Annotated in this window: 26 protein-coding genes and 3 pseudogenes; 24 read left to right on the top strand and 5 right to left on the bottom strand. The window is 28.5% G+C overall.

All coding sequences use genetic code 4. The features are described from left to right. The first annotated feature begins 3 nt into the window (after positions 1–3). Positions 4–600, top strand: coding sequence for a DDE-type integrase/transposase/recombinase (locus AACK78_RS04215; RefSeq protein ID WP_338954579.1), 597 nt, complete (start codon positions 4–6; stop codon positions 598–600). A gap of 41 nt (positions 601–641) precedes the next feature. Here the strand turns inward: AACK78_RS04215 and AACK78_RS04210 are convergent. Next, a pseudogene (locus AACK78_RS04210) lies at positions 642–776 on the bottom strand (IS30 family transposase); the annotation flags it as partial. A gap of 36 nt (positions 777–812) precedes the next feature. Here AACK78_RS04210 and AACK78_RS04205 point away from each other — a divergent pair. The 14 genes and pseudogenes from AACK78_RS04205 to AACK78_RS07565 all read left to right on the top strand — a co-directional run bounded on the left by AACK78_RS04205 (position 813) and on the right by AACK78_RS07565 (position 13,413). After that, positions 813–962, top strand: a complete 150-nt coding sequence (locus AACK78_RS04205) for a hypothetical protein (protein WP_338954575.1) — start codon at positions 813–815, stop codon at positions 960–962. Between the two features lie 354 nt (positions 963–1,316). Then, positions 1,317–1,748 carry a division/cell wall cluster transcriptional repressor MraZ gene (gene mraZ / locus AACK78_RS04200; RefSeq protein WP_338954573.1) on the top strand — a complete coding sequence of 144 codons (432 nt, stop codon included), beginning with the start codon at positions 1,317–1,319 and terminating at the stop codon, positions 1,746–1,748. A 3-nt stretch (positions 1,749–1,751) separates the two neighbouring features. Continuing rightward, positions 1,752–2,693, top strand: coding sequence for a 16S rRNA (cytosine(1402)-N(4))-methyltransferase RsmH (rsmH, locus tag AACK78_RS04195; protein ID WP_338954570.1), 942 nt, complete (start codon positions 1,752–1,754; stop codon positions 2,691–2,693). A 33-nt stretch (positions 2,694–2,726) separates the two neighbouring features. After that, entirely contained in the window at positions 2,727–4,079 is a 1,353-nt protein-coding gene (locus tag AACK78_RS04190; protein ID WP_338954568.1) for a cell division protein FtsA, read from the top strand. 32 nt (positions 4,080–4,111) lie between these two features. Next, positions 4,112–5,347 carry a cell division protein FtsZ gene (gene ftsZ / locus AACK78_RS04185; protein WP_338954566.1) on the top strand — a complete coding sequence of 412 codons (1,236 nt, stop codon included), beginning with the start codon at positions 4,112–4,114 and terminating at the stop codon, positions 5,345–5,347. A 144-nt stretch (positions 5,348–5,491) separates the two neighbouring features. Beyond that, positions 5,492–5,815, top strand: a complete 324-nt coding sequence (locus AACK78_RS04180) for a cell division protein SepF (protein WP_338954565.1) — start codon at positions 5,492–5,494, stop codon at positions 5,813–5,815. Positions 5,816–5,862: 47 nt separating this feature from the next. Further along, a complete protein-coding gene (locus AACK78_RS04175; protein ID WP_338954564.1) occupies positions 5,863–6,162 on the top strand; it encodes a hypothetical protein in 300 nt (99 codons plus the stop codon). Between the two features lie 33 nt (positions 6,163–6,195). Next, on the top strand, positions 6,196–6,291 hold the full coding sequence (locus AACK78_RS07570) for a lipoprotein (protein WP_422396887.1): 96 nt from the start codon (positions 6,196–6,198) through the stop codon (positions 6,289–6,291). A 354-nt stretch (positions 6,292–6,645) separates the two neighbouring features. Then, positions 6,646–7,050: a hypothetical protein gene (locus AACK78_RS04165; protein ID WP_338954561.1), complete on the top strand. Its 405-nt coding sequence runs from the start codon at positions 6,646–6,648 to the stop codon at positions 7,048–7,050. 233 nt (positions 7,051–7,283) lie between these two features. Next, positions 7,284–10,010 (top strand): isoleucine--tRNA ligase, encoded by a 2,727-nt coding sequence (gene ileS / locus AACK78_RS04160; RefSeq protein ID WP_338954559.1) that lies wholly within the window; start codon positions 7,284–7,286, stop codon positions 10,008–10,010. Between the two features lie 30 nt (positions 10,011–10,040). After that, on the top strand, positions 10,041–10,628 hold the full coding sequence (gene lspA / locus AACK78_RS04155) for a signal peptidase II (RefSeq protein WP_338954558.1): 588 nt from the start codon (positions 10,041–10,043) through the stop codon (positions 10,626–10,628). Beyond that, positions 10,621–11,541, top strand: coding sequence for an RluA family pseudouridine synthase (locus tag AACK78_RS04150; protein WP_338954556.1), 921 nt, complete (start codon positions 10,621–10,623; stop codon positions 11,539–11,541). The genes lspA and AACK78_RS04150 overlap by 8 nt, the downstream gene beginning before the upstream one ends. A gap of 6 nt (positions 11,542–11,547) precedes the next feature. Beyond that, positions 11,548–12,927 carry a rhomboid family intramembrane serine protease gene (locus AACK78_RS04145; RefSeq protein WP_338954554.1) on the top strand — a complete coding sequence of 460 codons (1,380 nt, stop codon included), beginning with the start codon at positions 11,548–11,550 and terminating at the stop codon, positions 12,925–12,927. Beyond that, positions 12,915–13,413 (top strand): annotated as a pseudogene (locus AACK78_RS07565) (deoxycytidylate deaminase). Before AACK78_RS04145 ends, AACK78_RS07565 begins: the two are co-directional and overlap by 13 nt. Before the next feature lie 353 nt (positions 13,414–13,766). Here AACK78_RS07565 and AACK78_RS04135 read toward each other — a convergent pair. Further along, a complete protein-coding gene (locus tag AACK78_RS04135) occupies positions 13,767–13,871 on the bottom strand; it encodes a lipoprotein (protein ID WP_338954550.1) in 105 nt (34 codons plus the stop codon). An 80-nt stretch (positions 13,872–13,951) separates the two neighbouring features. Here AACK78_RS04135 and AACK78_RS07560 point away from each other — a divergent pair. Next, positions 13,952–14,938, top strand: a pseudogene (locus AACK78_RS07560) (IS30 family transposase). A 202-nt stretch (positions 14,939–15,140) separates the two neighbouring features. Here AACK78_RS07560 and rnhC read toward each other — a convergent pair. From rnhC to AACK78_RS04100, 3 genes are all read right to left on the bottom strand, one after another. Then, positions 15,141–16,040: a ribonuclease HIII gene (gene rnhC, locus AACK78_RS04110; protein ID WP_338954542.1), complete on the bottom strand. Its 900-nt coding sequence runs from the start codon at positions 16,038–16,040 to the stop codon at positions 15,141–15,143. Positions 16,041–16,353: 313 nt separating this feature from the next. Next, positions 16,354–16,950 carry a DDE-type integrase/transposase/recombinase gene (locus tag AACK78_RS04105; protein WP_338954541.1) on the bottom strand — a complete coding sequence of 199 codons (597 nt, stop codon included), beginning with the start codon at positions 16,948–16,950 and terminating at the stop codon, positions 16,354–16,356. Between the two features lie 259 nt (positions 16,951–17,209). Next, positions 17,210–17,473, bottom strand: coding sequence for a transposase family protein (locus tag AACK78_RS04100; RefSeq protein WP_338954539.1), 264 nt, complete (start codon positions 17,471–17,473; stop codon positions 17,210–17,212). Positions 17,474–17,766: 293 nt separating this feature from the next. Here AACK78_RS04100 and trxA point away from each other — a divergent pair, with 293 nt between their 5' ends. The 8 genes from trxA (at position 17,767) to AACK78_RS04060 (ending at position 22,648) form a co-directional block, all read left to right on the top strand. Next, positions 17,767–18,084, top strand: coding sequence for a thioredoxin (gene trxA / locus AACK78_RS04095; protein WP_338954537.1), 318 nt, complete (start codon positions 17,767–17,769; stop codon positions 18,082–18,084). 403 nt (positions 18,085–18,487) lie between these two features. Further along, on the top strand, positions 18,488–18,760 hold the full coding sequence (locus AACK78_RS04090; RefSeq protein WP_338954535.1) for a hypothetical protein: 273 nt from the start codon (positions 18,488–18,490) through the stop codon (positions 18,758–18,760). A gap of 15 nt (positions 18,761–18,775) precedes the next feature. Next, a complete protein-coding gene (locus AACK78_RS04085) occupies positions 18,776–18,958 on the top strand; it encodes a hypothetical protein (RefSeq protein ID WP_338954533.1) in 183 nt (60 codons plus the stop codon). 447 nt (positions 18,959–19,405) lie between these two features. Further along, positions 19,406–19,852: a hypothetical protein gene (locus AACK78_RS04080; RefSeq protein ID WP_338954531.1), complete on the top strand. Its 447-nt coding sequence runs from the start codon at positions 19,406–19,408 to the stop codon at positions 19,850–19,852. Positions 19,853–19,854: 2 nt separating this feature from the next. Next, entirely contained in the window at positions 19,855–20,361 is a 507-nt protein-coding gene (locus AACK78_RS04075) for a lipoprotein (protein WP_338954529.1), read from the top strand. Between the two features lie 167 nt (positions 20,362–20,528). Continuing rightward, complete coding sequence (gene ftsY, locus AACK78_RS04070; protein ID WP_338954527.1) at positions 20,529–21,515, top strand: signal recognition particle-docking protein FtsY; 987 nt, start codon at positions 20,529–20,531, stop codon at positions 21,513–21,515. Further along, the gene (gene ylxM, locus AACK78_RS04065) at positions 21,515–21,835 is read left to right on the top strand and encodes a YlxM family DNA-binding protein (RefSeq protein WP_338954525.1); all 321 of its coding nucleotides are present in this window, start codon (positions 21,515–21,517) and stop codon (positions 21,833–21,835) included. Before ftsY ends, ylxM begins: the two co-directional genes overlap by 1 nt. Positions 21,836–21,847: 12 nt before the next feature. Next, positions 21,848–22,648 (top strand): TIGR00282 family metallophosphoesterase, encoded by an 801-nt coding sequence (locus AACK78_RS04060; RefSeq protein WP_338954523.1) that lies wholly within the window; start codon positions 21,848–21,850, stop codon positions 22,646–22,648. The last annotated feature ends 65 nt before the right edge of the window (positions 22,649–22,713 follow it).

Here is a 22,713-nt window from a genome sequence, read left to right as displayed (position 1 = left end):
ATTATGAAAGAAAATAATATTCAAGCTGAATATGTAAAGCGTATGCGTAGAAAAATATTAATAAAACAAAATAGAAATAAAAATATAATTAAATATCCTGATTTAGTAAATCGTAATTTTAATGATATTAAAGAAAGATTTTCAATTTTATTTACTGATGTAACTTATTTAATTTGAAATGGTAAAAAACATTATCAATCAACAATACTTGATGGATATACTAAAGAAATTATTGATGTAAAATGATCAAAATTTAATAATAACAAACTTGTAATTGATAATTTAAATGATGCAATTAATAAAATTAAAAAAATAAAAAAAGATTTAAATAAAATAATAATTCATTCATATCACGGATATCAATATACATCTAAAGATTATAATAGTAAATGTTTAGATAACAAAATTATAATTTCAATGGGTAAAAATTATCATTGTGCAGACAACATTATTATTGAAAGTTTTCATTCATTACTTAAAAAAGGAAGAATCCATAATAAAAATTATAAATCTCATAATGAATATATTAATGATGTTAAAAAATGAAATAAGTGATATTCAAACCAAAAAGAAAAATATATAATAAATGAAAGTTTGTAAACCTTTTTATTAATACTTACTAAACAGGGTGCAGTCTAAAGTCTATAATCTCTATTCATTTGCTTAGCAATTTTTCAAATATTAATTGTTCCATTTTTCTTTTTAAATAATTCATTATCTTTCAATTTTTCCAAATTTACTCTTTCATTAAAATCTAATCTTTCATATTTTTTCACACTTTACCTCCTAAAATATTTAAAATGTTATAATTTATGTGCAATAATTATAACATTTTAAATATTTTAGGAGCAATCGGATTAAAAGTAACAACTACAACATCATTAATTAGTTGCGAAAAACCAAATAATAGTGAAAATGGAGGAGCCACAACCCAAACCACAATAACCACCAATTGGAAGTAATTGAAAGTTAATTGAAAATTGTAAATTACGCGGGATAATTTATTCTTTACTTTTTAATTTCAATATCATTTGCAATCTTATTGACAGTATTAATACCAATATCTTTACCATACTTTTTCACTAACGATCGCAAAATTAAATATTTCTTTATTTGCATAATTTCAACCCCCTTTAATTAACTTAAAAATTAACTTATAAAAAAAGTTAACTAAATTAATAGTTAATTTTTTATGATTTGGTATTTACAATTTACAGTTACCAATCCACAATTTACAGCAAAAGTTTAGGAAAAATGTTGCAATATGGAAAATAGTATAATACAATATGTATGAAAGTGGGGGAGAATGGGTCAAAATGGCATTATTAGGAACTTACAACCATACATTAGATGATAAAGGACGATTAACAATTCCCTCTAAAATGAGAGAGCAGTTTAAAGATGATAAAGTCTTTATTTCGCTTGGTTTTGATGGTTGTATTGATGTTCGTAATAATGCCGAATGATTGAAGTGAGCAGAAAAAGTTGCTTCAACCGGGCAAGCCACAGCCGAAGGACGGGCTTTGACAAGAAAAATTATGTCAATGTCTGATGAAACTACTTTCGATAATGCTGGGCGAATTAAAATTTTGTCTATTTTACAAAATAAAGTAAAAATTAGTAAAGATGTTGTTATTATTGGAAACAATGATCACTTAGAATTATGAGATCCAAAAGTTTGAGAAGTATATATTGACCAAGCACCAGTAATGGAAGAAGCAGCAAAGAATTTTGAGGAAAAAATTTAACCGATGGAATTTAAACATCAAACAGTTTTATTACAAGAAGCAATTGCCGGGTTAAATATTATTAAAAATGAAGTTTATGTTGATTGCACGTTAGGGCGAGCGGGGCATAGTCTTGAAATTTTAAAGCATCTCCCAAATGGGAAGTTATATTGTTTTGAGCAAGATGAAGCAGCAATTACTGCTTCGGAACAAATTTTGCATCAAAGTAAATATCGTAATTATGAAATTATTAAAAATAATTTTGTTAATTTAGCTGCTGAATTGCAATTACGGAAAATTAAAGCAGTTAATGGGATTTTATATGATCTCGGAGTTTCATCGCCACAGTTAGATGATTATAAACGGGGTTTTAGTTATCGTTATGATAGTCCCTTGGATATGCGGATGAATCAAACAGCAAGTTTAATCGCGAGAACAATTGTTAATACTTATTCGCAAGCAGCGTTAGCAAAAGTTTTCCAAGATTATGGCGAAGAACCATTTGCTAAAGTGCTTGCTAAAAACATTGTGCTTGCGCGGGATGAACAAGAAATTGTGACAACTTTCCAACTTATTGAGATTATTAAAAAGAGCTTACCGCAAAAAATTTTAAAAAAAGCGAAGCATCCGGCGAAACGAGTTTTTCAAGCCTTACGGATTGAAGTAAATCAAGAATTATTTGTTTTACAAGAGTCATTACGCCAAGCAACAACCCTATTAGCGGTCCATGGACGCTTAGTTGTAATTTCGTTTCATTCATTAGAAGATCGTATTGTTAAAAAATATTTTCAAAGTTTAACACAAGATCCTAATTATGAAATAAATCAGCAATTACCAGTAATATCACATTTTGAAAGTAATTATCGAATTATTACCAAAAAAGCACTCGTTCCCTCGATTAATGAGCAAACTATTAATCATCGGAGTACCAGTGCTAAGTTACGAATATTAGAACGGGTAAAATAATATTCAAACACTTTTTAAAAGGAGGTGAACGAAGTGGAATATAAGTTAAAAGAAGTATATGCCGTGTTAGAAATCAAAAATTATAGTTTTAGTTTTATGGTTGGTGTTTATAGTGAATCACAAATTAAAGTGCTTTATAAACGACATCTTGAATATCATTTTTGTGACAACGGCGTTATTATTGATGAAAAAAATGTTGCAAAAGAATTAGTTAATTTAATTAAAGATGCAAATCGTCAATTAAGAATTGTAATTGAGCGGGTGGCAATTAGTATTACAGCTAATAATATGACAATTAAAACTTCAACCAAAATGCTAAATTTAACACATGATCGACTAATTACCAAAAATGATATTGATTCATTGATTACATTAGCAAAAGAAGTTCCTTTATTAGACGATGAAACTGCTTTTTTTATTCGACCATATCGTTATATTCTTAATGAACAAAAAGCATTATCAGCGCCACCAATCGGACAGGCAGCGCACAAAGTAAGTATTAAGGCAATAGTTTATGTAACAAAAAAACAAGTTATTCAAAGTATTTTTGCTACTCTTAAATATGCCAAAATTAAAGTTATGGGCATCCTTCCAGAAGGGTTTAGTCTTGCGTGAAATATTGCATCGCCGGTTGATTTACAAAACGGGATTACAATTATTAATTGAGATTATGATAATATTACCGCTTACGTTTTTGTACGTGAGACATTGTGTGAACAAATTATTATTTCGGGTGGAATTAAAAAAATAATTACGCGTTTACGTAATGTCTTAAGCTGTGATAACAAGCAAGCACTAAAGTATTTATATAAAATTATTAATTTAAATAATAATAGTAAAGATAATTTAATTATTTATAGCAAATATGATCATCAACAACAAACACAATTAAACTTTACCCATTATGATTTAAAACGGATTGTTAATCACGCTTTAACAGAAGAAATGGAAACATTAAGTGAAAAGTTAGCTAATAGCTTAGGGCGCTATGACTATCCAGTGATTGTTGTTGGTGAAATTTTACGAATTAGTGGTTTTAAAGAGAATCTACTTGCTTTAAATAAAGATAAAAATATTTCAGTTTACATTGTATCAACGTTAGGGGCTAAAGAAACATGATGCACTGGTTTACTAGGGAATATTTATTATCAACATTTAGCAAATAAGGTCAGTGCCACAAATATTCAATCCGTTGATCATCGTTATATTCGTTATCTAAATAATAATGTGGATAAAAAAGACCAACGAATTGACCATTATTATGATGGACAGCAACCAGGAATTGGAGCTAATCCAGCATCAGGGGCAATGAACCTCAATAATCAATATTTAAACGGTTCACAAAACAATATCAACAAAAATACTACCAAAATGTGAAATAAATAGTATAATATATAAAAAGTGGAGGAATTAAGGTTATGGAAAATTTTGATAATTATGAACAAGTCGCATCAATAAAAGTTATGGGTATTGGTGGGGGTGGTAATAATGCTGTTAATCGCATGATTGAAGCCGGTGTACAAGGCGTTGAATTTATTGTTGCCAATACTGACGCTCAAATTATTAGTGTTTCAAAATCAAAAAATAAAATTGTATTAGGAAAAGAAACATCAAAAGGATTGGGCGCTGGCGCTAATCCGGATGTTGGTCGTCAAGCAGCAATTGAATCAGCGGAAGAAATTAAGGAAGCTTTAAAAGGAGCAGATATGGTTTTTGTTGCCGCTGGAATGGGTGGTGGAACTGGAACTGGGGCCACTCCTATTATTGCTAAACTTGCTCGCGAACAAGGTGCTTTAACTGTTGGGATTATTACAACACCATTTTCCTTTGAAGGTCGTGCGCGGAATAGTTATGCCATTCAAGGAACCGAAGAACTACGTAAACATGTTGATTCATTAATTATTATTTCAAACGATCGTTTATTAGAAGTAATTGGCGGCGTTCCCTTAAAGGATTCTTTTAAAGAAGCAGATAATATTTTACGTCAGGGAGTCCAAACAATTACTGATTTAATTGCTGTTCCTTCTTTAATTAATTTAGATTTTGCTGATATTAAAACCATTATGAAAAATAAAGGTAACGCTTTATTTGGAATTGGGATTGGTTCAGGGAAAGATAAAGCAATTGAAGCAGCTAATAAAGCAATAATTTCACCATTGCTAGAAGCATCAATCCGTGGTGCTCGTGATGCAATTATTAATGTTACTGGTGGAAATACCTTAACTTTAAACGATGCCAATGATGCGGTTGATATTGTTAAGCAAGCGATTGGTGGCGAGGTTAATATTATTTTTGGAACAGCCGTTAATGAACATTTAGACGATGAAATGATTGTAACAGTTATTGCCACTGGCTTTGATGAGGAACAAAATTTTAGTTCTTCGGATAATACTTATCGTACTGCCTCGGAAGAATATGAAGGTCCCGCGGCGAAACCAATACGTGAAGGTGAACCAGATGTAATTGATGATAATGATCAAGATATGGCGCGTAAGCGACCAAGTTATTTTACTAATTTATCAGAAAATGCTGAACGCGAAACGGCAAATGCCAACCGTCGCATTAATGCGCGAAGAGAACATGTTAATAATAGTCAAGTAATTGACCATGAAGATGATGATGATTTACCACCATTTGTTCGTCGTAGTTGATAATAATGAGTATTTTTAAGAAAAAAAACGAAGTATTTACGATTCTCAGTCACGAATTGATTTTAGTGATAGTCTAACTGAGCCATTGTCTATAGTGATCATAGTAATCCCCAACCTGTTCCTGTCACCACTGCCCCGTTGCAAAAGGTGACTTTTGAGCGTGAAGGAATGAACAAGCAACCAACTGATGCCAGTGCAACTAGCGTTATTACAACTGGTTTTGTTGCGGATAGTTATCATGATGCTCCAAAAATGGCGGATTTATTATTGGCAAATGGGCAATTAATTGCCCATTTAGAGAAAATACCAAAAGCAGAACGAATCCGATTATTAGATTTCATTAGTGGTGTGATGTATGCATTTGATGGTGCTGTTCAAAAAAATTGAACATCGCACGCACCACTTTACTGTGCGAAAAAATGATTAAGAAGGCGCAGTTATTACAACATTATTAACAAGATTATGAGTTAATTAATAAAATTAAAGGATGGTGTGAGCAAGGGACGCGGGGTCATGTTATGAACACTGATTTTCTTGATTTACGTCAAATTGTTATTTTAGAAGCAATCTTACGGCAAGAAAAGATTACTGATTATCAAATTCATCAGCCTTTTGTCAATGGTTTTCGGGCAACCGTTAGTTTTAATGAGCATGCTGATAATACTATTATGTTACATGCGAACCAACCAAAACAAGACTTATTACAACATCACCAAATTCTTGGTTTTATTTTAAATCAAATGAAATTAGAAATGCGTGTACTTGGCGATTTATATTTGACAGCGAAGGATATCTATTTAAGTGTCTGTATACTGTAAAACTAAATCATAAAAAGTTAATAAAATTATAACATTTTAAGTATTTTAGGAGCAATCGGATTAACAGCAACAAGTACAACATCATTAATTAGTTGCGAAAAACCAAATAATAGTGAAAACGGCGAGTAATAAACCATAAACCAAACCACAACAACCACCAGTTGGAAGTAATTGAAAGTTAATTGAAGATTGTAAATTACGCAGGATAATTTATTCTTTACTTTTTAATTTCAATATCATTTGTAATCTTATTGACAGTATTAATAACAATATCTTTACCATACTTTTTTACTAACGACCGCAAAATTAAATATTGCTTTATTTGCATAATTTCAACCTCCTATAATTAACTTAAAAATTAATTTAAAAAAGTTAACTAAATTAATAGTTAACTTTTTATGATTTGGTATTTACAATTTACACATCAAAAAATCAACATTATCGAATTACGATTGCAAAGTTTGCATAAAAGTAGGTGAAAATATGGCAGAACAAGAGAAAGATTTATGGACAGTTATTTATGAGCAAAATGAATTTATTGAAAAATTAACATATGATAACCGGGAATTAATGCTTCGTTTACAAGAATTGCAACATTTAGAACATATTTCGCGTTATAATATTGAGAAATCACGCGAAACCTTTGAAGTTACCAGTCATAACACGGGGCACATTATTATGAAAGCCGTTTATTTTTTCTATGCTTTTAAAGAAGAGATTGCCGTTTTACTAGATGACATTGATTATAATCGCCATAATTCCCAAGCTGTTTTAAAAGTCATTAATAATTTTTTAGAACGCAACAAACGAATTTATGCTTTTTCTATTAATGATGGTGACCGAATTACTGAATTGATTAAGAAAGAAATTATTAACAAAATTAAATAAATAGTGTAATATTTATTATAAGAAAACAAACCACGATTATTTGATACGACTATTCCAGCGAGATTAGGTTGATGCGAGCTAATCATAGCCAGCAAATAATTATTTCTTGTTTTTACAATTAGAAATTAACAAAAAAGGTAAATATTATTGCAATATTTATAAAGTAAGATGGTACCGCGCGCCAAGCGCTCTTATAGTCTTGCTTTTTTTATGACAGAAAGGAAAAAACGCTGATGAATTATAAAGATACCTTATTAACTCCCAATACCTTATTTGAAATGAAAGCTAACTTAGCGGAGAAAGAACCAAAAATCCAGTTAGAATGACTACGAACAAATGTTGTTGCTGGTCGTTATCAACATAATGTCACCCAACCACCTTTTATTTTACATGATGGCCCTCCCTATGCAAATGGTGATTTGCATGTTGGCCATGCCTTAAATAAAATTTTAAAGGATTTTATTGTTCGCTATTATAACCAAAAAGGATACTATAGTCCTTGAATTTGTGGGTGAGATACCCATGGTTTACCAATTGAAACTGCTGTTGTTAAAAGCGAGGTCAATCGTAAAACAACCCCACCCGTTCGCTTTCGCCAAATTTGTCGAAAATATGCCCTTGACCAAATTGATAACCAGATTAACCAATTTAGTCGGTTAGGATTATTTAGTGATTTTCAGCAGAAATATGTTACATTAGATTTAGCCTATGAACTAGAACAATTCCGGTTATTTCAAACAATGGTCCAAAAAAAATTAGTTTATCGGCAATTAAAACCAATTTATTGATCACCATCGAGTGAGTCGGCCTTAGCGGAAGCCGAAATTGAATATGACGAATTAATTTCCCCATCAATTTATATTACCTTTCCGGTAACGACAGGGAATAAAATAATTAAACCAGGCACAAAATTTATTATTTGAACAACAACCCCATGAACAATTCCAATGAATCAAATGTTAGCAGTGGGGGAAGAAATTGTTTATGTTGAAGTTGTAGTTAATGGTGAAAAGTATTTATTTGTCAAAGCGTTATTAGAGCAGCTACAATCTCTTTTTAACTGAGAAAAAGTTAAAATTATTCAAGAAGTTGTTGGGGCTAACTTAGCGGGAATTATTACAAAACACCCTTTATATGATCGTTATAGCCCCGTTGTTCTTAGCCATCATGTTACGATTGAAACAGGAACGGGAGTTGTTCATACGGCTTCTGGTTTTGGTGAAAATGATTACTTGATTGCGAAAGCAAATAATGTCCCAATTTTTGCTCCTTTAGATGATGCCGGGAAATATACCGCCGAAGTCGGCGATGATACTTTAACCGGAGTGTATTATGAAGATGCCAATAAAATGATTGGCCAACGCTTAGAACAAGAGGGCGTATTATTAAAATTAAAATTTATTAAGCACCGCTCACCAATTGATTGACGAACAAAGAAACCAGTTATTTATCGGGCAACAGCGCAATGATTTGTTTCAATTGAAAAAATAAAACCAGCCTTATTAGCGGAAATTAAACAAGTACAATGAAATCCAGAATGAGCAGCGAAGCGAATGGCAACAATGATTGAAAACCGGCAAGATTGATGTATTTCGCGGCAAAGATTATGGGGCGTTCCAATTATTGCCTTTTATGATGAAAATAATCAACCGCAATTTAGCCCCGAATTAATTGAACATGTTATTAATTTATTTGCTAAAGCAAAAACAACCGATATTTGATTTGAATGAACAGCGGATCAATTATTACCACCACCGTATCAAAAGCGTAATTGACGCAAAGAGCAAGATATTATGGATGTTTGATTTGATAGTGGGGTTAGTAATTTAGCAGTCACAAAATCTTACCAGTTGCCGCATCCTGTTAGTGTTTATTTAGAGGGAATTGACCAATTCCGTGGTTGATTTAATTCTTCATTAATTACTTCGGTTGTTGCCACAGGGCATGCGCCATATCAAATAGTTTTAGCGCATGGTTTTGCTAATGATGAAAAGGGGCGTAAAATGAGTAAATCATTAGGGAATGTAATTTCGCCCTTAGCGATTACTGACCAGTATGGGGCCGATATTTTACGACTGTGAGTTGCATCGGTTGATTATCGCGATGATGTTAAAATTGGTCCGGATATTTTAAAACAAATTGCCGAAGCTTATCGTAAAATTCGTAATACTTTGCGGTTTTTATTAGCGAATTTAACTGATTTTAATCCAGCAACTGATTGTCAACCGCAATTAGCGGAAGTTGATTATTATGTGTTACATTTAGCCTATGAATTTCAAAAAAAAGTTAATAAAAGTTATGAGGAATTTAATTTTAATAATGTTTATATGTTAATTAATAATTTTGTGATTACAACTTTATCAAAATTTTATTTAGATTTTACCAAAGATATTTTATATATTGAGCAAATGGCGGATCCTCGTCGGCGTGTTGTGCAAACAACCTTATATTATTTATTTCGTATTTTAGTTGATGCTTTAAAACCAATTATTCCGCATACGGTAGAAGAGAGTCACCAGTTTATTAAATATCCCCACCAACAAAGTTCGGTGCATTGCGAAGAGAATTTTGTTTTGTCAACCACAATTGATCAAGCATTAATCACAAAATGAGAACAAGTATTAAAATTACGCGATGATGTTAATAAAGAATTAGAACGTCGTCGTGAACAAAAAGAAATTAAGAAATCCTTAGAGTGCCAAGTTACGATTGCTTTAAAAGAACCATATGCTGACTTAGCAACAATTAAGGATTTATATAAAATTTTTATTGTTAGTGAGATTATTTTTACAACTGATCATCATCATTTAACTGAATATGAAACAAGTTATTTAAAAGTGCAAGAAAAATCCGGGGTAAAATGCCAACGCTGTTGAATAATTTATAACCATTTAAACGCTCAAAATAATGAAATCTGTGATCGTTGTTTTAATGTTTTATCGACCAAAAATGTGCAATAATATATAAAAAAATAAAGGAGTTAAAAACGAATGAAAGAACGAACAAAACAATTCTGACACGATGTTCAAGATCATTTTAAAAATCGGAATTATATTTGAAAATACAAACTGCAAGTTTGTTTACCACTTTTTATTGGCTTATTAATTTTAGATATTATTACTAAAGAATTAGTTTTTCATTTATTATCGCATAGTCCTGATGCGCCAGAAGTTAAATTTTTGGATGGCTTTATTAACTTTAAATTTATGGTTAATACAGGGATTGCCTTTGGGGTAAATGCGAATAATCTTCCGGTTGTAATTATTGGCGCTGTTGTTATTACCTTGATCGCATTTGGAATTTTTCTGTATGTTAATAGTAAACCGGCGGTTGTTGGTTTAATCATGATTACAACGGGCGGCTTTGGCAATTTAATTGACCGAATGTGAAATCAAGGGGGCGTTGTTGACTTTCTGGCATGAATTTTATTTCCACCGTATAGTATTTTTAATTTAGCTGATACTTGAGTAACAGCAGGAGTTATTGTCCTAATTATTGCCATTATAATTGAAATTATTAAATTTTATCTTGAACGCCGCCGTAGCAATCACGAGGAAAATGTTGAGTCAAATGGCTAAAATTACTTTTATTGCTTCGACAACAAATCGTATTGATAAAATTTTAACTGATTATTTTAAGACGCAACCAACTCCTTTTTCTCGCACAAAAGTGCAAGAATTAATCACCGCCAGACAAGTACAAGTTAATGACCAAGTGGTGCGAGCAAATTCGCTTGGTAAAATTGGCAATCAAATTATTATTGAATTACCCGAACCAAAGGCCAGTCCCTTAACCCCGAGGGCAATGCTGTTAACAATTTTATATGAGGATGAATATTTAATGGTGATTGATAAAGCAAACAATTTAGTTGTTCACCCCGCGCCAGGGCATCAAGATGATACCTTAGTGAATGCTTTATTAGCACATGGTGTTGATTGGTCAACAGCTAGTGGTGAACAACGTCCGGGTATTGTCCATCGAATTGATCGGCAAACAACAGGGGTCTTAGTTATTGCTAAAAATGATGTTGTTCATCAGCAGTTGCAAGAACAAATTCAAACAAAACAGTTACAACGCCGGTATTTAGCGCTTGTTCATGGTAAAATTACCGAAAAGCGGGCTAAAATAGATGCTCCAATTGGTCGCGATCCAAATAACCGCAAAAAAATGACCGTAACCGCAAAAAATTCTAAAAAAGCAGTGACTAATATTCTTGTAATTGAACGGTTTAATGATTATACTTATATAGAGTGTGAATTAGAAACAGGACGAACGCATCAAATTCGCGTCCATCTAAAATACATTAATCATCCAAGTGTGGGTGATCCGTTATATGGGACAAGTACTGATAAAAAAGAAATTTTTGGCCAATATCTGCATGCTTATCAATTAACATTTGTTCATCCAGTTACAAAACAATTTCTGACAATAACAGCAACATTACCACAAGAGTTTGAACAAAGATTAGCAATACTACGCGAGAAAGGATAGAAAACAATGAGTTTTGATAAAGATAAGTTATCTCTAGTTGATTATTTTTTAAAACAAGAAAAATACAGTGTTTATAAAAGTAAACCACGAAATAATAATAATGCTTACTTATATAAAGTTGATAGTAAAGAATTTCAAATTATTAAAATTATTGATAATTTTAGTGGTGAATTTCACAATTTCATCATTAATGATGAAATTGTGAAAATGTTAAAGACTTTTTTAAATAAGAAATTTCAACGCGCAAAAATTACTATTTTATCAATTGTTTTAATTGAAAATCGTTCGCAAATTTACAAAGATGATAGTGGTAATGTAACCTTATTTGTTAATAAAAATAATTATCTTGATCAGTTAAAAAATTATTATCCGAACATTACCATGTTAGAAGAAAGTAGTGAAACCGAGTCTTCAATGGTGGGAATGACAACAGAAGAAATTTTAGATGGCATTAAAGACCCAAATAGTAAATTAACGAAAAATTTAAAGCAATTAAGTGATAAGTTAAGTGTCAATAATCTAGGCGTGACGTGAGTTTTAATTGCCTTATTATTACTGATTCCATTTATTGGTATCTTTTTTGGAGCGCAGATTTTTAATACGCAAGAATTAAGTGAAAAAGCAACGCAACTGGTTTATGGGGGAATTACCCGGGATTTATTAATTTGAAATAACCAATGATGACGATTATGAACATATGTCTTATTTTCAAGTAATTCATTATTAGTAGTTTTAAATTTATTTATGATTTTTACCGTTGCGCGTTATGTGGAAGCCTTGTTAGGACGTTGACGATTATCGGTAATTTTATTGTTAGGGGTCCCATTAGCGGGCTTATTTTTAGGGGCCGTGTTACCGAATTGAATTTTTGGTGGTTCAACAATTTTATTAGCAATTCTATGAGGAAGTTTGTTTAGTTATAATTATGGGAAAGAAAATTTAGGGGTTTTAATTGCCAATCAATGAACTTTAATTATTATGTTATGGCTGTTAATAATGCCAATCTTTTTAGGTTATTCATATTATTTAATTAATTTTGTTGGCTTTTTTGTTGGGAGTGCTATTGGTTATGGCTTAGAATTTAACCGCTCACATCGTGTGAATTGAACAATGTTATATCCAGTCTTTATTATTGTCACAATGATAACAGTCAGTGTCATTACCTTATTATGAATGCGTTATGTGCCACCATATAGTGGGGCAGTAATTGATGTCTTAGTAAGCTATTGACGTGCGGGATTAATGAGTCGGAATGCCATTGAAGACATGTTAAATAATTATTATCTTTATCCCAAACCGGATTGACCAATCTTTTTATTAAATAGTCAGACTCGTTTTGATAATCTTTTTGCCTTGGGCGGATTAGGTAATTTTTGACAGTATTAACAGTCAAAAAACGGGATGATTATTTATCATGGGATGATTTTTCTTAAGTGTTGCTCATGTTTGTGCAATGCGCAGTAAAGACCCCCATACACAAGTTGGGAGTTTGTTGTTAACCAAATTTATCAAATTATAGCCACAGGCTATAATGGCTTACCGCGTGGTTTGAATGATGATTATTTTCCGTGAGCACGCGAAGGAGCGTATTTAGAAACAAAATATCCGTATGTTGCCCATGCAGAGTTAAACGCCATTTTAAGTGCGCGAACAAACTTAGAGAATTGTCGAATTTATACAACTTTGTTTCCTTGTACTGAATGTACCAAGATTATTATTCAAGCGGGGATTAAAGAAGTTATTTATGATGATGACAAATATGAGGATAGCGAGGATAATCAAGCAGCGAAACGAATGTTTGACCAAGCGCAAGTTTGTTATCGTTGTTTACCCGTCATTAATGTTATTGTCGAACGAGAACCAAAAAAATAATTAATTTATTAACCTAAGGATTAAAATTATCAATATTAAAAAATTACTGTAGTGATAGAATTGTAAATTATAAATACCAAATCATAAAAAGTTAACTATTAATTTAGTTAACTTTTTTAAGTTAATTTTTAAGTTAATTATAGGAGGTTGAAATTATGCAAATAAAGCAATATTTAATTTTGCGGTCGTTAGTAAAAAGTATGGTAAAGATATTGTTATTAATACTGTCAATAAGATTGCAAATGATATTAAAATTAAAAAGTAAAGAATAAATTATCCCGCGTAATTTATAATCTTCAATTAACTTTCAATTATTTCCAACTGGTCGTTGCTCTGGTTTGGGTTCTGGTTTATTACTCGCCGTTTTCACTATTATTTGGTTTTTCGCAACTAATTAATGATGTTGTACTTGTTGCTTTTAATCCGATTGCTCCTAAAATACTTAGCAACTTTTTCATACTTTATCTCCTAAAATATTTAAAATGTTATAATTATTGCACATAAATTATAACATTTTAAATATTTTAGGAGATAAAGTATGAAAAAATATGAAAGATTAGATTTTAATGAAAGAGTAAATTTGGAAAAATTAAAAGATAATGAATTATTTAAAAAGGAAAATGGAATAATTAATATTCGAAAAATTGCTAAGCAAATGAATAGAGATTATAGAACTATTTGGCAAGAGTTAAATATTGTTTGATAATATTAATGATTATAATGCTGCAAAAGCACAAAAAATACATGATAAAAATAAAAAACAATGTCGTAAATATTCAATGTTAAATTCACAAGAATTAAGTCATTTTTCTAATGAATATAATAATTTTGGTTGTTCGCCACAAAATATTATTACTTCGTATGAATTACAATATAATGTAAAATTTGGTGTATGTTTAAAACAATGTATAAGTATATTAAATTAGGTTATTTTAATTTAAAAAAAGAAATGTTATATTTTAAAAATAAAAAAAGAAAAACAAAAAATGGGGAACAAAATGATAATCGTGGAAAATTACTTAATATTAGAGATTATAAGCAATTTTAAAATGATTATGGAAATGATTTAAGTTTTAGTGGAATTTGAGAAATGGATACTCTTGATTGTGGTAATTTTTATTTGTTAGTTTTAGTAAATCGTAAATCAAAAATACTTTTTTATCATATTTTATTTAGTAAAAAGGCAAGTATTGTATTAACAATTTTAATGAAAATGATTAAATAAATTGGTATTAGTAAATTTAGTTGTATTTTAACCGATAGAGGAAAATAATTTTATAGATGAAAAACAATAGAAAAACATTTTAAAATAAGAGTTTATTTTTGTGATTCTGGTAAACCTCGTCAGAAAGCATTAGTAGAAAGAATAAATAGAGATATAAAGCGTTGATTGGGTTAAAATGAGCCATTAATTAATATTCGTAGTAGATTAAAATCTATTTTAGATATATTAAATACCATAATTAGACCTTGCTTGGAAAATTTTACATCAAGACAATATTTTAAAAAAATTTTTTTAAATTAAATTAGTGTTTGTTAAGATTAGTAAAATTTATTTTTTGTTGTTTTTAATTTTATAATTTTAAAAATAAATATTAAAAACAATATTTTTAATTTACTATTTTTTGTGATTATTGTTTTTTATTTTTAATTTGTTATAATTTTATTAACTTTTTATGATTTAGTTTTACAGTATACAGAAGATTAAAAATAATCCTTGGAAAGTATTATTTTTTTGTTAAATTAAAATGCTCTTTTAAAAACTGATTATACGTAGTGGCGGGCATTGTTGCTTTGTAGTTTCGGGCCACTGTCTTAACTGTTTCACTAGCTCCTAATGGGAAAAAAAGGTGGTATTTCGCTTCTAGTTCTTGTATTTTAATTAGAAAGGTTGCACGACTTAAAATGGCACTACAGGCAATGACTAATGATTTTTCCTCTCCTTTGGTAATGAAAACAAGATTATCTTTAATCATTGGCTTTGTGTGTTGCAAATATTCAAAGTATTTTGTTTGATTAACAAATTGATCAATAAAGATTGTTTTATTAGTTAGGTTATACTTTGCTAATAATTGTACCAAAGCTTGATTATGACCTAAAGCTTTAATAACATGGGCATTTTGGTATTTATCATATCATTTATTATAAAGTTCATTATTAATAATAATTGTAGCGCTTTTAACTAATTTTTTAATTGTTGGTGCTAAGGTTAAAATTTGTTGATTTGTGATTTTTTTACTATCCTTAATTGGTAAGGCTGCTAACTGGTCAAAAGTGGCCAAGGGTAGATATGCAGCGGTGACAACAAGCGGACCAAAAATGTCGCCAACACCAACTTCATCATTACCAATAACATCTTTTTGAAAATAATTTATTGCAATAACATTTTCTTTTTTTTTATTTGGCAAAGAACTTGTTAATGTTGGAAAAAACCGCTGGGCTTCTTTTTCGGAATGATAACCCTGGAATAAAACACTATTGGTTTTATAAATTGTAATTGTAATCCCGTTTTTGTTAAAAACATTAACTTTATTAAGATCGGCATTGTTGATAGTATAAGCTTGATAAGCAGTATTAATTGATTCAATAATTTTGGAATCAACTTTTTTGAAACTAATATTATTCATGTGAAGGCCCTCATTATTTTCTGTATATTATAAAATTAAATCATAAAAAGTTAATAAAATTATAACAAATTAAAAATAAAAAACAATAATCACAAAAAATAGTAAATTAAAAATATTATTTTTAATATTTATTTTTAAAATTATAAAATTAAAAACAACAAAAAATAAATTTTACTAATCTTAACAAACACTAATTTAATTTAAAAAAATTTTTTTAAAATATTGTCTTGATGTAAAATTTTCCAAGCAAGGTCTAATTGTGGTATTTAATTATATAGACTGCACCCTGTTTAGTAAGCATTAATAAAAAGGTTTACAAACTTTCATTTATTATATATTTTTCTTTTTGGTTTGAATATCATTTATTTCATTTTTTAACATCATTAATATATTCATTATGAGATTTATAATTTTTATTATGGATTGTTCCTTTTTTAAGTAATGAATGAAAACTTTCAATAATAATGTTGTCTGTACAATGATAATTTTTACCCATTGAAATTATAATTTTGTTATCTAAACATTTACTATTGTAATCTTTAGATGTATATTGATATCCGTGATCTGAATGAATTATTGTTTTATTTAGATCTTTTTTTATTTTTTTAATTTTATTAATTGCATCATTTAAATTATCAATTACAAGTTTGTTATTATTAAATTTTGATCATTTTACATCAATAATTTCTTTAGTATATCCATCAAATATTGTTGATTGATAATGTTTTTTACCATTTCAAATTAAATAAGTTACATCAGTAAATAAAATTGAAAATCTTTCTTTAATATCATTAAAATTACGATTTACTAAATCAGGATATTTAATTATATTTTTATTTCTATTTTGTTTTATTAATATTTTTCTACGCATACGCTTTACATATTCAGCTTGAATATTATTTTCTTTCATAATTCGCAATACTTTCTTAGCATTATAAACAATGCCATAATCTTCTTTTAAATATTTGGTAATTCGACGATAACCAAATTGTTTTAAATTTTCTTCATAGACTTTTACAATATTTTTAATGATTCGCTATCCTTACCATTGCTTGAATAATTTTTATATTTATCTCAATAACTACGCTTTAAATCTGTTATATCAAGTAATAAATTTAGTGGATATTTATTAATGTTTTCTTTGATAAAAGATACAATTTTTCTTTTATTTAATTGTAAAAGTCATGAAGCTTTTTTAGTAATTCATACCTAACTTTGTAATAGTTTAAATCTCTTTTTTTAAATGATTCTTTTGGACCTTTATTGGTGTTTAAAATTCCTTTCTTAAAATTTTCATACCATGAAGAAACAGTTTTTTTATTAATTTGATATTTTTTTGCAATAAAACTTATACTATTATTTTTAACCTCTTGTACTATCATTTTTCGAAAATATGCTGTATATTTATTAAATTTTTGTCCTTTTCTTGCCATATAAAAATGCACCTCCTTTAAAGTTTAGCAAAGACTTTTTTTCTTTACTTACTTTTTTGGGTGCAGTCTAAAGTTTAGCAAAGACTTTTTTTCTTTACATATTCATTAATTCGCCAAGCGGGAGTTGGGATTGCTGTTGGTAATGCTATTGATGAATTAAAAAAATGGCCAATGAAGTAACATTATCAAATCGTGAAGATGGCCCAGCAAAATATTTGCAACATTTTTTAAAAAAATAGCACTTTTATGATATGATAAAAAAGTAAGAGAGTTAAATAAAGGAGAAAATGAAGATGGCTATAAAAGAAATAAAAGATATTGATGAATTTAAAAAAGCAATTATTGATACAAAGTTAACATTAGTTGATTTTTATGCTGATTGATGTGGACCATGTAAAATGATTGCTCCAATAATTGATGAGTTAGCAAAAACCCGTGATGATGTTAATTTTATTAAAGTTAATGTTGATGTTCTACAAGATATTGCTCAGGATCATGGGATTTTATCAATTCCGACATTAATTATTTTTCAAAGTGGAAACGAATTAAAACGTAAGATAGGATTTGTAACTGCTAATGAAATTGAACAAGATTTATTAAGTCAAAATTAAATTAAATTTTTACTAATAAAGTTAAAAAGAAGAAGGTGAATAATAAAATGGCAATGTCAATGAAAAAACGTCGTCGTTTAATGGCGGAGAAAAAAATGGCGAAAATCTTAGCTCGCAAAGAAGCAGCAAAAAAAGAAAAAGTCGTTGGGAAAGATTCAAAATAAAAAAAGAAAATATGATAAGGACTGCACCCATTTTATTAAGTATTTGTATACTGTAAAACTATAGAAAATCCCGCGAACCCAGATTAGTACAATATAATTACAATAATAATCATTCCAAACAATCTTCTTTCTAAAATATATTTAAAAGTGTTTATATATATATATATATATATATAATGTCAATAGATCTTGATAAATAAATAAAAAGTTTCAAGGTGAAAGAAAAGAAATTATACAAAATGAAAAAACTGTTAAGTTTATTAAGTGTATTAACAATTACCGGAACTGCAATTCCAAATGTCATTGCTGCTAGCCCGTATCAAAAAATAGAAAATATAAATAATAAAAAACAAAAGCGAAGTAACAATGAAAATGATAAAATAAATAGAACAAAAATTATCATTACAACAAATGGCAGAATTTCTACTAGTGGAATTGTTTTAAATAATAAAATATATTTTGGTTCAGATGATAATAGTGTTTATGAATATGATCCAGTAACAAAACAATAAAAATTTATTATTAAAATGAATGGTTGAATTGCTTCTTCTGGTGTAGTTTTCAACAATAAATTATATTTTAGCTCAGGAGATAATAGTGTTTATGAATATGATCCTAATTATTATAATTTAGGACAAATTAATAATAATTTTGATAGTGTAATTTTAAATGAATTAAATTATTTAAATCCTGAATTAGATATTTCATAATTAGAAATTATTAACAAAACAAATAATTCAGCTATAGTAAAAGAAAAAAAATAATAGTAATAAATATTTTTCTAAAAATAATAAAATATATTATATAATTAATCAACAAAATAAAATTGTTAATTTAAATAAATTAATTAAAAAAGCAGTATTTTTTAAATTTCGAGATGAGAATCCCAATTTAAAATTTAAGAAAATAAATTATATTAATACTAATAATTTAAATTTTGGAAATATTGAAGCAAAAAGAAACGAAGATTTAAATTGGGGTGTTAATTATAAAAATGTTTTTTTTACTATAAAAGAACGCAAAAAAATTCTTCAATTATAAAATCAGTAAGCATATCCAAATGTGAATATAATCAAAAATAAAAATTTATCTTTCAGATTATAAAAGGAATAAGTAAAAATGGAAAAGATAATTTACAAACTGGTTGAACTTTAAATATGGATAATGAAAATGAATTATGAGACTTTTTAAATATTAATTATAGGGATGAAACAACAACACATACTTTATCAAATGTAAATAAACAAGAACAAGAAATGATTTTATATTCATTTAATGAATCAGAAGACGAAATAGAACTTTTCCCCCATGAAAAAGAAACAATTGTTTATTCAGTAAGAGAAAGTAAATATGAATCTACAATAAATTTAAAACAAAAAATTATAGGAACTATTAATGTTGAAATAATTAATGGTGGTGATAATAAAGAGCAAATTGTTACATTATCAATTAAAGAAGCAATGCAGATTTTACAAAAATATAGTTTATTACCAGATGAAATTATTATTAATGAAGATAATAGTATAATTTTTAATGGAAAAGCAATTTTATCTTTAATAAGAGATGGAAAACCTAAACTAATTTTAAATACAGAAATAATATAAATATGAAAAAAATATTAAATCTTTTAACAACCATCACTTTAATTGGAACAATTACAACAAGTTTAGTTGCTTGTAATAAATCAGAATATAATGAAGTAAAATTAAAAGAACTAAAAGAGAAAAACAATATAAACATAAAAGATGGTATTTTAGAATGAATAGCACCAGAAGAAAAACCACTTAATAAATTAGATAATAAATATTATTTTGTTGTGTGGCGTGGTAATGGAACTGATGATTGTCGTATTGTTAAATTTAAAAATAATATAGATTTAAATACTCCTGCAGGAAAAAGAAATATTAATAATTTAAGTGGTTATAATTTAAATTTAACTAATTCAGATATTAAGGGTATTAACTTAAATATATATAAATCTGGTATTGTTGAGTTTTCTCACTGATGATATAGAAGCGATGATTATTTTAAATCAGTTTATTGCTGAAATAATGACAGTGAACCAAATACACCAGAAATTGATAATAACGGAAATATTAAAAATAAATATTAAAAACAATATTTTTAATTTACTATTTTTTGTGATTATTGTTTTTTATTTTTAATTTGTTATAATTTTATTAACTTTTTATGATTTAGTTTTACAGTATACAGATAAAGATAGTTTCAAAGTTGTTGTGAAATTATAATCCGCAATAGAGAAGTGGGTGAAGAAAAGAAATGAGTTTTTTTCAAAAATTAAAAGCAAAGCGTGAAGAGAAAAAACAAATTAAATTAGAAAAGGCGTTACAAAAAACACGCTTAACTTTTTCTCATGATATTAAAAAATTAGTACATAAGTATAAAGAATATGATGATCAATACTTAGCAGAATTAGAAGAAATTTTAATTGCCAGTGATATAGGAATGAATATGGTCTTACGAATTACGAACCAAATTCGCAAGAAAGTTCAAAAAGGGTGAAGTATTGAAGACACTAATGATTATTTAGTCGAAGTAATAATGGATTTATATAATGACCCCAAAAGTAAAAAAAATAAGTTAAATATTAAGAATCATCGTGTCAATGTTATCTTAATGGTTGGTGTTAATGGAGCTGGAAAAACAACAACAATTGCTAAATTAACAAAACAATTTCTTGACCAAAAACAAAAGGTTTTATTAGTTGCTGGTGATACTTTCCGAGCGGGGGCTGTTGAACAGTTAAACCAATGAGCAGAACGCTTACAAGTTGCCATTGTTAAACCATTAAAAGAGGGCCAAGATCCGGCTAGTGTTATTTATGATGGCCTAGTTAAAGGAAAACAAGACCATGTTGATGTTATTATTATTGACACCGCTGGGCGTTTGCAAAATAAAGTTAATTTAATGAGCGAATTAAATAAAATTAATCGTATTATTAAACGAGAAATTTCGGATGCTCCGCATGAAACATTATTGGTAATTGATGGGGTTACTGGTCAAAATGGGATTTCCCAGGCAAAGAATTTCTCTGAAGTAACAGATGTTAGTGGAGTTGTTTTAACCAAAATGGATGGAACGGCTAAGGGTGGCGTTGTATTGGCTATTAAAGACCAACTAAATATTCCGGTTAAATTAATTGGTTTAGGTGAACAACCAACTGATTTACAAGAATTTGATATTGAACAATATATTTATAATTTAACAAAGGATTTATTTAATCAGAATGAAATGGAAACAGAATAATGAAAGATTTAGAAAAATCAAATGAGTTAATTATTTTATATGAGTTGTATAGCAAATTATTAACAACTAAGCAAAAAGAATATTTTGAATTATATTTTTTTGATGATTACTCGTTAAGTGAAATTGCGGGTTTAAAAAGTGTTTCTCGAAACGCTGTATATGATTCATTGGTAAAAATTACAAGTGCTTTGCAAAAATTTGAAAATAACTTACAATTAGGATTTAAACAGCATCAGCGGGATATTATTTATCAAGAATTTGAAAACATTAAAGAATGCGTTGGATTAATTAAAAAATTAAAAAAAATTGATAGTGATTAAGGAGAAACTAAAATGAATATTTTAATAATTGGTGATATTTATGCGCAAGCTGGTCGGACAGCTGTCAAAAAATACTTACCACAACTAATAAAAAAATATAATATTAATTTAATTATTGCCAATGGTGAAAATACAACCCATGGTAAGTCAATAGCGAAGCATCATTATAATGAGTTAAAAGAAGCGGGGATTAATATTATTACTTCGGGGAATCATATTTTTCGGAATCCCGAAGTTTTAAAATATATTAAAGAAGTAAATGATTTATTAAAACCAGCCAATATGAACTCGTTTACCCCTGGGCAGGGGACTGTTGTTATTAATGTTAATAATAAAAAAGTTCGCATTACTAATTTAATGGGCCGCAGTTTTATGGATCCTGTTGATAATCCTTATACCATTTTTGAAGAAATTATTGCAAATGATGATAGTGATTATCATTTTGTTGATTTTCATGCCGAAGCTAGTGCTGAGAAATTAGCTTTTGCTTGAAACTATGATGGTATTATTACTGGTTTTTTTGGAACCCATACCCATGTTCAAACTGCTGATAATCGAATCTTGCCAAAAGGAACCGGATATATTACTGATGTTGGGATGTGTGGTAGTTATGATTCAATTATTGGGGCTAACCCAGATGAAATTATTATTAAAGAAAAAACAGGATTACCAGCGCGATTTGAACCAGCAACTGAAAATGATCGATTTATTTTTTCAGCAGTATTATTACAAGTGGATGATAAAACAAATAAAGCAATTAAAATTGATCGGATTTTAATTCGTCCGGAAAATGAAACTAATTTTTTTGCATAATAAAAGAGAATATTAAATGTGTAAATTGTAAATACCAAATCATAAAAAGTTAACTAAATTAATAG

The sequence above is a fragment of the Spiroplasma endosymbiont of Polydrusus cervinus genome, from assembly GCF_964019755.1.
Taxonomy (GTDB): domain Bacteria; phylum Bacillota_I; class Bacilli_A; order Mycoplasmatales; family Mycoplasmataceae; genus Spiroplasma.
This window is presented reverse-complemented; position numbering and strand designations above follow the sequence as displayed.